We start from the raw sequence: 14920 nt of genomic DNA, 5'->3' as shown, positions 1-14920 counted from the left end.
TTAAAGGTACGTTTTTTTAAATATTGTATCCCTGATGTTATCTATGTTATATATGAATATTCGTGCCAGCCGAAATATAGAAGCCAGTACAATCGACGATCAACCGACAGAACATGGAAAAAGATAACTGGAACCTTAGTTATTGTTCCTTATCATTTACACTATCCATTAACTGCTGCTCAGAATATTTCCTGAACACAGATTCATACTCACGCCATCCTGCCAGGAACATCACAATTGCAAAAGGGACCAGGAATGTCATTTCCATGGGACTTTTCAGGAACCGATCCATAACTCCAAGCATGAAGATAACAAAGCTGGTCTGGAACAGGGAACAACCTATCGCTGCCTTTCGTGCTCCAATTTTCATTGCATAGACACCCCAGAACTTTAGATTAAAGATATCCCTTAATGCAGGCGATGATATGTACTCTACACCTTCCATTCCCTTCATGAACTGCTTCATCCTTATTTCTGATATCGTTTTGGAATAGAATAAAGATAGAAGCAGAATGATAATGAATCCGAAACTGCCGACCAGTGTATGTCCAAGCAGGATAAGCAGGGTTGAGATGAACATGAGTAAACCGAAAGTCGCACCAAGGTAGCTGCCATTCTCTGTTACTGCTTTTTTCAGATTGTAAAGTATCATTACTGCGAAGAAAATGAGTCCTAAAATGAGAATGCTTTGCATGAACTTTGAGACCTCTGATAATCGGGATGATATAAAGAATGAAAGATATACATATTATAAAAATTGGGCGTATTAATAAATTAGTTTTGAAAAATCGCATTACTATAGAAGAAAAATAGAATATAGCTAAATAAATTCCATCAGGAATCGGCTTCTATACAAAAGGCTTTTATGTATAAACGCCTATGTCGTATCTCATCCGCCCAAATTCATTTGGGCCCGTGGCTTAGCCAGGATATAGCACCGGGCTTCTAACCCGGGGGTCGTGGGTTCAACTCCCACCGGGTCCGCTGAAAATGTTTAGAAAGTCCTAAACAGATATCGATGTTTTGTAAGATTTCGATATCTGTTTATCTGCTTTTTTGTACTTAACTTCAATAGTATTTGTGTGTTCATAGCCAGAAATTAAGCCAGACCATTCCAGCCGTTATATTTCTCACATGAAATTCAACTGCCAGCCCACAAATATTAAAGAAAAAAGCTGATGCCAAGAAGGCACCAACTAGCTTAATTAGGAACGTCTGTGCTATTAAAGATTGTACTGTTGTCCACGTCCCAGAACCACCCATCACATGCAACACCAGTTACTGTGAAGTTGAACGTTCCCCCACTTCCAGGATTCTTGACGCTATCTGATCTTAAGGTAACTATTCCATCAGCCCCTGTTATGCCGGTATCGCTATCAGAAGTCAGCTCGCTCCAAGTACCACTTACCGTGGCATCCGGGACAGGAGATCCGGCCTCATTAACAACTATCACAGTAGCTGTAGCCCATACAAAGACATTTGATGGGCCCGCTGCCTTTGTGCCTGTACCCATGACTATATTTGCAATATGCATGTTACCTCCAGATGGCGGTTCAGGGTACGGTTCAGGGTACGGTTCAGTGGCTCCAAAATCAACGGCTGCAGAAGCGTTGACAAGTCCGTAGCCATAGTAAATGTCCTTTCCAGAGTCCCCCATATCAGTAGCAGTATCGTGCAACCTTTCCCTTACTTCAGCGGGGTCCCAGCTACTGTCTCCGTTGGCATCATAGTCTGTATGGATATTCGTGTTCAGCAACAGTGCCACTGTGCCTGTGACATGGGGTGCAGCCATACTTGTACCATCCTTATAGTCATACTTATTATCCGGAACTGTCGAATTGACATTTACTCCAGGAGCTGCAAGTTCGACTTGCAGACCGATGCTGGAGAAATATGCTATCGTATCATCTTCGTCAGTGGCTGACACTGCGATAACTGAATCGTACGCTGCTGGATAACTCACGCGCCCCCCATAACTATTCCCCGCGGAGGCTACCAGAACCACGCCCTGTTCGTAGGCATTGTTACATGCTCTCTTGAGAGAAATCGAATTCAAACCACCTCCCAGACTCATGGATGCAACATCCATTTCATTGTCAGCCGCCCATTGCACACCGGATATGACGTTGGTGTAGGATCCGCTTCCATCGGAATCAAGCACCTTCACTGCATAGAGCTCAGCATCTGGAGCTGCTCCAATTACGCCAAATTCGTTGTTTACTGCTGCCACTGTACCCGCCACATGGGTTCCGTGTCCTCTGTCATCCATGGGGTCGTAATCCTTGTTAACGTAATCGTAGCCACCTGCATAGCTGGCATTCAAGTCCGGGTGGTTGTAATCGATTCCCGTATCTATGATGGCGACCTTCACTCCATCTCCCGTATATGTTGAATGGACCACCGGAGCTCCTATCCTCTCTATACCCCATGGAGTTGTCTGTTCCATGGCATGCACCTCTGCATCATACTCCACATATTCGATATTGGGATTCATCGAAAGTCCATACAACGCTTTTACAGGAATATCAGCCGAGATCGCGGGAATTATTGTGTATTCCTGTTTTACATCTCCACCAAATGCTTTGACAAGAGCTGCATCCGGTTTGTCTTTGAATCCAATGATAACCGGCACCTTCTCATTATCAGATTGAGCAGCTGCACTTGGGATAATCATTAAAGACAACAGTATTAGCATACTGACAAGTATTGGTATTGTATTTCTCATATTACCCACCACTTTTTATTAATTGTATAAGTGTCTGTAAAGTTAACAATAAGTAATTTACGCCACCGCCTCATAAAACGCTATACAGAGATGGAAATTAGAAATTAGAGGGGTGATATTTACTACAGGATTCTCTGAGATCTCACACAAAATAGGGTTGATTAAAACAAGGATTAACTTGTGTCCAGAACCTAGGTAAATTAAGCAAAGTTATATCACCCGTATCTTTCTAAAGCTGGATATAGACTGTCCTGACAGGCAGCATCTTTACTTTGTGGAAGTTTGAAGCTTCAAGGTTAAGATAAAAACAAAACATGAATAAAAAAGGGGAAGGTGCTTTAAAGATCAGTTATCCACTTATCCATCATTTCCAATCGCTTCCGCAGGACATGAATCCATGGCATACTCGCAATGCTTCTTTTCAGTATCATTCTCCGGTTGCTTAAATACAAAAGAATGCGAACCGTTGTCGTTCATTTTGAAATTTTCTGGAGCTTCATCTGTACATCTCTGACAAGCGATACACTGATCATCTACATAATAAGCTCCTTCTACATTTTCAGCTACTTTGTTATTTACATCTGCCATAAATAAGCTCCCTTAATTGGCATTTACAATATTTTTAATTTTGGAAACCTTTGTATTTATAAATATACGAGAAATCTATTTCAATCAGCTGTAGAAAAAACAATAAATAGTAAGTAATCATACAATTTTTGTAAGACAATTGGGGGTATCAAATGTCTAAACATGAAGAACTTGAACACGAAGAGTTACTGGATAGTATGAGCGATAAACTTGGTTTCACTCCTCACATTCTTGAAACCATTAGAGATATAGATTCGGAATTCTTAAAGAAATACAACCGTTGCAATCATAAACTGTTGTCCGATGGCGCTTTGCCTGCAAAATACAAAATATTAATGGCTCTTGCAGTTGTTGCATCCAAACAATGTGAAAGATGTACGGTTGTACAAATGCAAAGTGCCCTTAAGAACGGTGCCACCAAAGAAGAGATTATGGAAACTCTGGAAGTAATCTCCATTACCTCGGGAGCACCCGCAGTAGCCGCATGTCGGGATGCACTAAAACTTCTCAAATAAAGTATTGTTCAAAGAGACAAAGGGCTCTAATTAGATGCCCATTCTTTGTTTTTATCGGTTAATCGGATTTGGTGTTTCTTTAGCCACTGTGCTTCAAACAATGCAAACCCAAATCAACCTATGACTGGTGCATAAAAATGATATGAGGACGTTCTGGGTCAATCTTGTATTGGGTTTCTTAGACAAATTCTGAAGATCCACAAATACTAAATACCTTATAAAAGAATTTTTAATGGGGCAGTATACTGGGAGTAAGGCATGACATTTCGTTACTATACAGAATAATTCAGAAATTGATTGATTTATTCTTTCTACACCAGAATCTAATCTTAATCTGCAAGAAAGAACCAATACTTTACTCTTTTTTTCAGTCTCCAAATTGATACGAACAGATAGCAGAATCAATAGCTATAACATATCAGGAGATTAACATGACCAATCCAAAGAAATTCCCACCAGGATTTGAAGATGCACGTAATTTTTCACTTGTTGAGACACTTCTGGGAAGACGGAGCCGTCGATTTTTCATGGGAGCTGAGATCCCAGATGGATACTTCGCCTATAAGTCCAAGTACGAGCCAAAGCCACTTACAGAGCTTGAGCAGATACTATTGCTGACTGCAGTAGCAGGTAATACGGGATGGCATGATATGATAATGCGTGGAGAGGTGTATGTGCCACACCTCTCGAACTACGCTGGCTCTGCAGGTGGAAGAACCTTCCCGTCAGCTGCGGGTTTCCATACCAGCGAGATATTTTTCACTGATGACGATGGAGTCTATTTGTTTGAGACAAGGGATGCCCCCGCTCTAGGTGAACCAAATGAAGACGGTACTCTTGATATGGAAACACTTTTGGAAGCACACAAAAAAAGAATTCGCAAAGTTGCCGATGGACGATTGAAACTCCCTCCAGAAATGCCATACATCGAAGCACACAACACCTGGGTTGCCAATCATCCAGGAACTACTCTGGTCATACCGGTCGGAGACCTTGCCCAGCATGTAATTGCAGGCCTATGTTACTATACACAGAACAAAGTATGTTTTTATGATGACATCCACGGAACAAAAATAGAAGGATTAGAGCAATACAGTGACCTTGTGGATGTGGAAAATCCCCTTCCCTTGAGTTACCTTGAACTCTGGTCCTTTGCCGAGCTTACTACCGAACTCTCCACATCTTGCTATGCAGGTATGATGATGCTTCAGGCAATGGGATTGGGTGGGTGGCTTTTCAACGGCATGGACCCTTATTCCGTTCTTGGAGCAAGCGGGAATCCTGATGTCCCTGGTCTGGGATTCAGATATGACACTGATGATCGCTGGTCTCTTCCAAATCCCACGGGACTTGAAGGTGTGTTTGAGGGATATTGTCCACCTCACTACAAGGATATGAAGAGCGCTGTTGAAGCATTCGTCCAACGCAAGTTCGGCCCAGGTGGTCCATTTCACTCTGATACGCCAGGTCCGTGGAAGGACAGCCCAAAAGTAAGGTCAAGTGCCAAAGTTCATGATGACCATTTCAAGGAATGCGTAACCCTGCAGGCACAGCATATTTACGACCATTTTGGCAAATTCCCTGGTACCGTTCCCAGCATATATGCTATGCCATATCTGCAGGCACATCATCTTGACTTGGAGTTCTATGACAAATTCTTCAAGCCAGGGTTCTATCTCAATACCCATGCCAAGCATATGGAACGTTGGCATCCTGAATATTGACATAAAGGAGTGAGTAACTATAGTCACAAAAGAAGACATAATGGAAGTTCTTAAGACATGCTACGATCCAGAGATACCAATCAACATCGTAGACCTTGGATTGGTTTATGATGTGGATGTTGAAGGCAATCAAGTGAATATCAAAATGACCTTGACAACACCCGGCTGCCCGATGTATGCAGTGATTCTGGATAATGTCAAGCAGAAAGTTGAATCGATTGACGGCATAGAGAAGGCAGAAGTTGAGTTGGTCTGGGATCCCCCATGGACACCTGATCGGATATCAAAAGAAATAAAATAATGAGCTGATCCCAAAACATCAATGCATATTTAGTATTAGCATGAGTTTTTGGGTAGCCTCAAAAAATTTTAATTGAAGATTACTCCTCGTGGGCTTCCTTGATCTGCTCAGGAGTGAATTTGTTTAATGCGATTGCCCGTGCTTCGCTACGCAGAGACTCGGGAACTATTTTTAGAGCTTCTGTTTCATTTTCAGCTTCTAAAATTACCCAGCCTGTGTGTACGTCAACCATGCAGCCGAAATCATACTGTCCTAATACGTCAGCTCCCATTGCAAGCATTTCATCCAAAGCTTCCAGACACCCTTCTGCGGTGTGTGGCGATTCCACTAAATATTTTGTCATGATTTTTGCCTCCACTCTTTTAACTTTTAATTGGCTTTAACAGCCAATGATACCCCAATGTATCATAAATAACTTGAACGTTTCACCATATAATCTTATTTGTCCAGTTACATACATAAACGGAAGATTTAAAATAAGCAACATTTATGTATAATGTAAGGAAATAGCAAAGAATCTAAAAATTGTCTTGATATTGATTGCGATTTTTGTGCAGGAGTACTGGGTGAAGAACCCACCGGGTCCGCTAAAGATGGTTAGAAAGTCCTATTTGTATAGGGCTTTTCTTTTTTTAAATAAGAAATTTTACGAAGGATAATTTCATCAACCAACATTTAGTGGTTAATTGATAGCAGTATTTCTGCTTTCAGAAGCGGGAACTAATGGCCTTCCAGAGTGTTTCCATCTCTTCAGTTGATGTGTTAAGGGGTATCTCACATCCCGTCGACAGGATAAAGCCTTTCTCAGGAGCTGCATCCATACAGCTTTTTACTTCGTTCTCAATATCAGCAAAAGACCCATTACCAAATACGTTTGGATTGATGTTGCCCATCAGACAGACATCATGTATTCCAGGGTCCTTAAAACAATATCTGGGGCTACACCCTGTCTTTTTGTGAATTTTCACACATTCAACACCGTATTGTTTTCCCAGTGCTTTAACATCCCCGAAAGCAAAGTTAAGGACGTCCGGTTTCAACAACAGTTCCATTTCATGGAATGCATGCTCTGCACAATTATGAGAGATAACATATCCTCCGTTTGCCTGAATGTGCTCATAGAGTTCTTTTGTATACTTAAGCATGAATTCCTCAACAATATCAGGACTGAAAAGGTCTGCCGTATTCTCCCCATTCTCCACGAAAATACCGTCAACTCCTTCCTCGAGCATTCGATCCGCATATAAGATGCAGCTTAGAGTCAGCCTTTCAAGTAGGGCATGCACACTTTCTTTTTCCGTTAACATCTCAATGAACAGATTGCTCGTCTCAAGTATCTGGGCAGCAAGCATCAGGGGAGAAAGCATACTTCCGGTTATGAAAACCTCGTCCTTGAGCTCTTTTTTGAGAATGCCAATGGACCTTACAACCGTATCCACCCTTTCAGATCTTTCAATATCCAGAGGATCTATCTTATCGTATTCCCTTGCAGATCCCAGGGGATGTTCAGCTATAGTAGGATACCTGTTACCTTTGATGTTCAGTCTTGTTCCAAGAGCTTCCGCCTCTACAAGCAAACATCCCCAGGGAGACATCACGTTATCATGATGATACATATCCCTTGCAAGTATCTGTGCCCTGGCAATTCCCTTTGCAGAATAGTAGACATCACTCATATTGGCACCCATACGTTCCAGTACAGCATCACCTGCCCCGAACCAAAGGTACCCATAAGGCATCCTGTCTACTTCCTTCATCTCAATAGCATTAACGAATCTCTCTTTTGAAGTCATTGCATCTGCCAATGGACCACCTCTCACTTCCTGTTTGTTTACTGAGATCTTTCAAGCATTCACATAGGTTGGATCAATCGAACTCTATACGAACATCCTCTGCATTCTTTACCAAAGACTTTGACATAAGGCCTGCTTCAAGACAGCATACATGAAGCACTGCAGAGGGGATGAGGCATGTAACACTGCATTTAGCTTCCTGAGCCTTTTGCATGACATAGTTCTCCTTTATGTCAAACAGATCCATCATAGGAACTTCAAGATTGGACATTTTTCTGACCTTTTCGCAGGGTGTATCTATATCGATGACAATCCTGTCACCTTCCATATTTCCACATACTTTATGGGTAAAACCACAAACATTTGACTTTACGGTTACTTCTGTCATGGACTTCCCTCCTTTTTTCGGTTAAATATTTTATAGATAGCATTTCTTTAAGCAAAATCCTCATCTCTTCAGCAATATTTTATCTATCCTCAGGATACTGTTTGCAGTTTCAGTGGCAGAGATGATAGCCAGCTTCTTGATGGTGGCAGAATCATACACTAGAGGGTCGTTCTCTGTGATCTTTCTGGAATAATCAACCCTTGCATCAAGACCCTTATTGTAGAGATAGGACATTTTTGTCATTGAATCGATAACATTCATGCCCATGTTCTTTGCCAGTATCCGGGGTATATCCTCGAGTGCATTGGCATACTCGATAACAGCGAACTGTTCCTTTCCTTCTATTGTAGAAGCATAGCTCCTCAACATCTGTGAAAGTTCAAACTCAATTCCACCACCTCCGGTAACTACCAATTTGTTCCTGAGGATGAATGCTGCTGTGTTCAATGCATCATCAGCAGCCTCTTCGACCTTCTCAAGTGCATATTTAACAGGCTCCCATATCAGGATCGTCGAGAACATCTGGTCTTTAACTTCTATGAAAGCGAAATCCTCCCCACATCTCTTTTTCACTTCAACTTTATCCGCCCTTCCAAGGTGCTGTTCATCCAGATCATCTCTTATGGACATGATCTTTGCACCTGTTGCTTTTGAAACATTCTCGAGGTCTTTCATCTTGAGTTTCTTGAACATCAATACATTGTTCTTCACAAGCCTTTCTTCGATGTAAGAATCCACATCCCCCTCGCAGAAAACAACATTTGCACCACTACCGATGATCTTCTCAGCAAAGTTACCCAGTATCCTCTTGCGTTCTTCTTCGAACAGATAAGCGGTCTCAATACTATCCATGCTGATGTTATGTCTGGAGTTTACAATTTCACTCTTGAGCTTCACATCATAGTTCAGGACAAGGATCTTAGGATCGATAAATGATAGTGGCATGTCGAACCTTGCAGGAGACTCATCAAGAATGACACCGTTAAGGTGAACGATCTCAGGACCACCTACCTTTTTCATGATCTTCACATTTTCATCGAGATCAAGATAACCATCAGATGACAATGCTCTCAGGCGTTCCACCACATCGACAACTATATTTGAAAGTGCCTCTGCCTGATCGAACTCTATGCCTTTACTAGCAGTTGCACTCAGGATAGCAGCATAGGACTCATCGTATGTTCTGGCTGTAGTACTATTGAGCTCGATAAGCTCATATGCCTTATTAAGGGCAAGCTTGTATCCTTTTATGATTGTGGTAGGGTGGAAACCCATTTTGATCAACTTCACTGCATTTATTATCAGGCCGGATGCCAGTATAACTGCAGTCTTCGTACCATCGCCACAGGATTTATCCATCGATCTTGAAAGTTCTTTCAAAGAAGTGACTACCGGATGCAAAACATCGATCTGTTCTATTATGGTCTTTCCATCATTGGTCAGATATATGTCATCAACATGATTTGTGATCAGTTTATTAAGACCTCTCGGACCAAAAGAAGAGCTCAGGAGTTCTTTAATCTCAGAACATGCAGTTTCCAGGTGATCGATAAGCTCTTTATCCTCAACATCTCCTTCCAGCCCGATCTTTTGGCGTACACTCTGTGCAAGCTGATATATATCATCCAAATTGTTCTGTTGTTGCCCCACATTGTTTATTACGGAACTCATCTTCAATACCTCCTTGGGCTTCCAATACCGGTTGCAACCAGTCTGGTCTCAAGATTCGGACCAAAACCACTTCTTACATCATGCCTTGTCAGATCAAAATCGATCATACTCATGTCCAGCCCATATCCAGTCATATGTTCAGCTATCAGCTTTCTACTGAGTTCAAGACCATGTGCCACAGCGTCTGTATATTCATCAAATACCTCTCTCCCGATCTCTGAGAAAACAGCATATTGATTGCTACCTGCACCAGCCCCTCTTACAAGAACATCAGTTCTGTGGATAACATCCCCAAGAAGAGCACCAACAGCATTTCCTACTTCATGGTGTTCAGGGACTATTATATTGGCATCTATCATGTTGTTAAGATCGTTCAAATATGCCTTCACAGGACCACCAACAAGAACCACCGGATGATTAACCTTGAAGGTCACAGGAGACGAAAAGTCGATCATTTTTTCTATGTCTGATCTTCTGACATCTTCTTCAAAGAAGGAGATAATATTCAAAGACATGTTCTTTACAACCTGCTCTTTAATGTAAGAGCAAAAACTACCCATCCCCATATCTAAATACTCAGCAAGTAGCTCAGCCCCCAGACGAGATGCCCTGGAATTCCACCTGCTATACTCCCTCAGTACATGCAGAGCATCTGTAGGTGTAAAACCGATCTGTTGAACATACCTCTTCTTGACAAGTGATGCAAGTGTGCTGGAGAACATCAATATATGCTCACCAAGTTTCAGCGAAATATCGGATAGGGAAAGAGGTTCATCGCCAAGTACATCGAGAACTTCTCTCTCATTTGAACTTAATACATCATACTTCATACCCTGGAATTCAGGATCACTTCTGACAAAGAAAGTAGTTGGTTGTATGATATCATTCATATGTCGTACATTCGGCCTTTCCATTTCAGCAAGTTTGCCTATTAGCTCAGGGTGATCAAATGCTGCAAGACAGAGAGGTGTGACCCTGTTCGGGCCAATGGAAACACCTGCCTGGACCCACACATGACTATCACCTCCAAGAGCAGATGTGCACATCTTTATGGCCTTTACCATAGTGCTCCAACCACCTACCTTAGCTCCACAATCACTTGTTTCAGGAATTCCGTTATATATCATTGATACATCGGTGCTTGTACCCCCTACATCCATGGTCAGGCATGTTTTGATACCTGCAAGATGAGAAGCACCTACAAGACTGGCTGCGGGACCCGAAAAGATTGATTCTACTGGTTTTTTGAGTGCATCTTCTATCCTGACAAGGGAACCATCACATTTCATCATCATAAGGTCGGCATCAATTCCCTTTTCTTCCATTACAGAAAGGATAGAGCGTATGAATTGATCAGTTACAGGGATAAGTTGTGCATTCAGCAACGCTGTTACAGCTCTTTCGTAAGCACCCAGACTACTTGAAAGTTCATGTCCGCATACAACGGGTTTATCGGTCAGCTTCCCAATAAGGTCTTTAACTATAATTTCATGTTCAGGATTCCTGACCCCAAAATAAGATGAAACTGCAAAAGAGGAGACTTTGCCCTTGTTATCCATAACAAAGTCTTCAACCAGACCAGGATCATCAAGTTCCTCTATAACGTTGCCATCTGCATCATGCCCACCTTTAATGGAAAGAACATGATCAGTTGATAAGGCACCGGTGATCGAATGGCCAATCAGTATAAGGCCTGCTGGATGCCCTTTACCTTCAAGCGTCGTATTGGTAGCAAGAGTAGTTGAAACTGAAACAAATTCTATATCTTTCAAATAACTGTTATCCAGGCCTTCAATGGAACTTTTGATTCCTTTTATAAGATTTGAGTGTGTTGTCAACGATTTGTTGGAATCTATTACTGTTCCGGCTGAAATATCCATAATAATCGAATCAGTATAAGTTCCACCCGTATCAATACCAAGACCAAGATACATATCAATCATCTCCATTATATGATCATTCAAGATTTCTCCAACATATTTACTTTTTAAAGATTACCTAATTGCTTGAGCTTGCTTTGCAGATGTTAAATATCGATAGGAAATCGGAACTAATTGGTGATTTAGTCTGGGGAACTTCCACAACGCAAGACCAATGTGAGATAAGCTAAAATCAAACCTACGTTAGTCCATATGAAAAATAATAGGGTTAGATATCACCCTATTATCTCTTTCTGAAGCTGTGGACCAAGTTCCTTGACCTTGTCAACCATTGCTTTAACACCTGTCAGTGGACCTCCTGGTGGGATCTCACAACCAGATGACATGACATACTTGGACTGCATACCATTCTCTTTCAGGGTCTCAAGGACGCCCTTCAGCAGCTCTTCGGTATCAGTTTCGATCTTCTGTATACCTTCAGGAGAGTTGTCCATGAACTCAATTGGGTTTACCTCTCCCATCATACAACAGCTATCTCCATACTTTGGAATAAGCTCTGCGTAGTTCATTGAGCCCTTGTTCTTTGATTTTTCATAGTATGCATAGCTGAACAGAGCTGTTCCAAACTTCTTGATCTGAGTGTCGAAGTGGACGGCGTCAGAACAATTGTGTATGATGTATGGCTGATCATATTTCTTGAAGATCGGAAGGTGCTGGTCATAGACAAACTTTCCATCAAACTTCCAGTAATCCTCTTCACCCATAATCACATTGTTCGACCATAGATTGTCAATACAGAGAGCATCACAGGCATCCTCTTCGAAGAATACCTCGGAGACCTGACAGATGTAGTCAGTACATTTCTGGACTGCCTCAAGAACGACATCCGGATTGGTCTTCATGTCCATCAGGACACGGTCTGCACCCATAAGCTGTGTCAGTGTCAGAAGTGGACCTTCATGGAAACCAACGAATGGAGTACCGAGTTCCTTGTTCAGCTTCTCCTTGGCAAGCTTTGAAGCCTGGATCAATTCATATGCACGGGTTCCTTCCTTGACATCCGGGACCTCAAGTTTCTCATAGTCATCAAGGTGCCCTTCTGATGAGGGTGTATCGTCTTCAGGGTACTTTATGGTACATCCAAAGTCAGATGAAGTTGCTGACAGATCGATCAGACCAACGAACATGTCAAGGTCCAGATATTTTGCACCAAGGAATGCACTTTCTGCAAATTTAGCAGGATCCAATGCATATTCCTTATAACTTGCATTTGCGAATTTCCTGAGAACACCACAGGCAAGTGGATATACCGGAAGACGGTCAACTTTCTTATCAGCCATAGCTGCAAGACTCCTGTCAGCGTGACTCATCTCTTCCTTTGTCTTCACACCAACACTCTCGAACTCATCGATGATCTGCCTTGCTGTCTCAAGTCCGATATCTTTGTCACTCTTGACCTTTTTCTTTGAAAGGATCTCTCTGTACTTTACTTTGGAAAGGTTGATCTTTTCATCACTCCACCTCTCCTCCGAAGGTGGAAGTTCACTTACAGCCTCTTTTACCCAGTGTGAAGCATGTAATGCATCAGGTGCAGTTTTATCCGCTCCGATCTGCTCAGCAAACTCTTCAGAGATAGGAGCTCCGCCTACCATTACGATCAGGGAATCCCTGAGACCATCTTCCTGGAGCATCTCGATGACCTTCTCCATTCCAACCATTGTGGTTGTCATAAGTGCGCTCATTGAGATGACATCTGCCTTGTTCTCTTTTGCAGTCTCAACGAATTTTTCAAGAGGAACATCATGTCCAAGATCGATAAGATTGAATCCTCCTGCAGTCATCATTGTCTTGACAAGGTTCTTACCGATATCGTGAACATCACCCTCTACTGTGCCGATCACAACATTTGAAGGTTTAGCTGCCCCTTCAGTTTTCATATGAGGAGTGAGAACATCCATCCCACCATACATCGCATTTGAAGCGATCAACAGATGGGGAACGAAAGCAGTTCCTTTCTCATAATTATCACTGACTATCTCCATTCCTTTGGCCAGTCCTTCAATAATAGCCTCATATGGATCGACACCTTCCTCTAATGCCTTATTTGACAGTTTTACTGCCTCATCCTTGTTTCCGGAAACCACAGCTTCCGCTAACTTGTTAAAGATCTCTTCTGTCATAGAATGTTACCTCCAGCATTTTTTGCTGTTTGTTATTGGGATATTGGCTGGACAAATGTTGTCAATATCTCAATTTGTCACATCTAACGATAAGAGCTGGAAATATATAACATAACTTGTGGTAATATATTAATCACTTTGATATTACGCAAGGTCATTAACAATATCATTCACATTAATGACAGAGATAGATTTCATCGTGTTAACGCCGTTAATCTCGGGACTTCTTATCGAGGTCATCTGAAAAATTAAAGGCTTTAATCAGATCAAAGGCTTTAATCTGATCAATGCTGCTAAGATTGAGAAGAAGGAGAGTATTTGGAAAATAAGGAACCACTGGATATATTATATATCTGAGTCAGTGATCTGTTTTGAGATGTTAAGATAATGTATGAACAGGTCTTCTCCCCACTTTAAAGCACTTTCTTCAAAGCTCATGACCGCATGGTTGTGGTATATCCCGGTCTTATAAAAGAGAGATAGAGCCATGAATTTGTCTGTAACAGTACTTGATGCAAGTTCTACTTTCTCTTCGCAAACAAAGAGATTCCCAAATTCCAGATTCACAAACTCTTTAGTTGCCTCTTTGTATTCGTTCTGAAGCCTATCAAAGACCGGCTGTGTTACGATCACAGAAACATCAATACCTTTTTTTGCAAGATCGATATAAACTCCCGGATATGCCGGGCTAAAATATGAAGAAACCTCTTTTACATAACTCGACTGCCTGAGAGAATCTTCCAGCTTTTTTGGAAGTTCATACATGCGGTTAAGGTCTGGTTCGACAACTTCACAATTGCCAAACTCTTCGATCCTTTCCAGAAGATCCGAAGGAATAGCATTGAGATTATGATTTTCCCAATAATCCTTGTTATCTGCATAGACCGCCAGAGTATCCAATAATGGCTGCATCTTTTTTACAATTACCCTGCACATGTCAGATAACCTGTAGAGTCCGCCTTCATGAACTATCAGGCCCTGGCTCATAAGTATCTTTATTTGAGTCATTATAGCACTTGAGGTTACATCAAGTATTTCTTTGATCTCATCAATACCTCGGGGTCCTTCTATTAGCAAAAGAAGAAGGTCTTTTCTTTTTTCCGAAAGGAAAAGAGTGCCTAATAACTCAGATTTCATTTATTCCCACTCATGTAA

The 14920-nt window shown here is 41.7% G+C and carries 13 protein-coding genes and 1 tRNA gene; 4 read left to right on the top strand and 10 right to left on the bottom strand.

The genetic code is table 11. The annotated features are described in order from the left end of the window. Positions 1-139: 139 nt before the first annotated feature. Complete coding sequence (locus ACR3I3_RS03745) at positions 140-694, bottom strand: hypothetical protein (RefSeq protein WP_440953232.1); 555 nt, start codon at positions 692-694, stop codon at positions 140-142. Between the two features lie 215 nt (positions 695-909). On the opposite strand from ACR3I3_RS03745, the gene ACR3I3_RS03740 reads away from it, so the two are divergent. Then, positions 910-984, top strand: a tRNA-Arg gene (locus tag ACR3I3_RS03740). Between the two features lie 217 nt (positions 985-1201). Here the strand turns inward: ACR3I3_RS03740 and ACR3I3_RS03735 are convergent. Together ACR3I3_RS03735 and ACR3I3_RS03730 are read right to left on the bottom strand one after the other, a co-directional pair. Beyond that, positions 1202-2725: a S8 family serine peptidase gene (locus ACR3I3_RS03735; RefSeq protein ID WP_440953231.1), complete on the bottom strand. Its 1524-nt coding sequence runs from the start codon at positions 2723-2725 to the stop codon at positions 1202-1204. A 357-nt stretch (positions 2726-3082) separates the two neighbouring features. Next, positions 3083-3313 (bottom strand): ferredoxin, encoded by a 231-nt coding sequence (locus ACR3I3_RS03730; protein ID WP_440953230.1) that lies wholly within the window; start codon positions 3311-3313, stop codon positions 3083-3085. Positions 3314-3465: 152 nt separating this feature from the next. Here ACR3I3_RS03730 and ACR3I3_RS03725 point away from each other — a divergent pair, with 152 nt between their 5' ends. The 3 genes from ACR3I3_RS03725 (at position 3466) to ACR3I3_RS03715 (ending at position 5853) form a co-directional block, all read left to right on the top strand. Next, a complete protein-coding gene (locus ACR3I3_RS03725; RefSeq protein ID WP_440953229.1) occupies positions 3466-3828 on the top strand; it encodes a carboxymuconolactone decarboxylase family protein in 363 nt (120 codons plus the stop codon). A gap of 431 nt (positions 3829-4259) precedes the next feature. Further along, entirely contained in the window at positions 4260-5552 is a 1293-nt protein-coding gene (locus tag ACR3I3_RS03720) for a hypothetical protein (RefSeq protein ID WP_440953228.1), read from the top strand. 40 nt (positions 5553-5592) lie between these two features. Further along, positions 5593-5853 (top strand): metal-sulfur cluster assembly factor, encoded by a 261-nt coding sequence (locus ACR3I3_RS03715; protein WP_440953227.1) that lies wholly within the window; start codon positions 5593-5595, stop codon positions 5851-5853. A 79-nt stretch (positions 5854-5932) separates the two neighbouring features. Here the strand turns inward: ACR3I3_RS03715 and ACR3I3_RS03710 are convergent, their stop codons facing one another. The 7 genes from ACR3I3_RS03710 to ACR3I3_RS03680 form a co-directional block, all read right to left on the bottom strand. Then, positions 5933-6196, bottom strand: a complete 264-nt coding sequence (locus tag ACR3I3_RS03710; RefSeq protein ID WP_440953226.1) for a hypothetical protein — start codon at positions 6194-6196, stop codon at positions 5933-5935. Positions 6197-6560: 364 nt separating this feature from the next. After that, positions 6561-7658: a uroporphyrinogen decarboxylase family protein gene (locus ACR3I3_RS03705; RefSeq protein ID WP_440953225.1), complete on the bottom strand. Its 1098-nt coding sequence runs from the start codon at positions 7656-7658 to the stop codon at positions 6561-6563. Between the two features lie 61 nt (positions 7659-7719). Then, complete coding sequence (locus ACR3I3_RS03700; RefSeq protein WP_440953224.1) at positions 7720-8034, bottom strand: DUF6951 family protein; 315 nt, start codon at positions 8032-8034, stop codon at positions 7720-7722. Between the two features lie 60 nt (positions 8035-8094). Continuing rightward, positions 8095-9705, bottom strand: coding sequence for a TCP-1/cpn60 chaperonin family protein (locus ACR3I3_RS03695; protein WP_440953223.1), 1611 nt, complete (start codon positions 9703-9705; stop codon positions 8095-8097). A gap of 2 nt (positions 9706-9707) precedes the next feature. Further along, entirely contained in the window at positions 9708-11654 is a 1947-nt protein-coding gene (locus ACR3I3_RS03690; protein ID WP_440953222.1) for a hydantoinase/oxoprolinase family protein, read from the bottom strand. A gap of 206 nt (positions 11655-11860) precedes the next feature. Continuing rightward, positions 11861-13765, bottom strand: a complete 1905-nt coding sequence (locus ACR3I3_RS03685; protein WP_440953221.1) for a methyltransferase cognate corrinoid protein — start codon at positions 13763-13765, stop codon at positions 11861-11863. 345 nt (positions 13766-14110) lie between these two features. Then, on the bottom strand, positions 14111-14902 hold the full coding sequence (locus ACR3I3_RS03680; RefSeq protein WP_440953220.1) for a helix-turn-helix transcriptional regulator: 792 nt from the start codon (positions 14900-14902) through the stop codon (positions 14111-14113). Positions 14903-14920: the final 18 nt, after the last annotated feature.

It is taken from the genome of Methanococcoides mangrovi (assembly GCF_052057775.1).
Classification (GTDB): domain Archaea; phylum Halobacteriota; class Methanosarcinia; order Methanosarcinales; family Methanosarcinaceae; genus Methanococcoides.
Note: the sequence above shows the minus strand (reverse complement) of the source record. Positions and strands in the feature narration are given on the sequence as shown.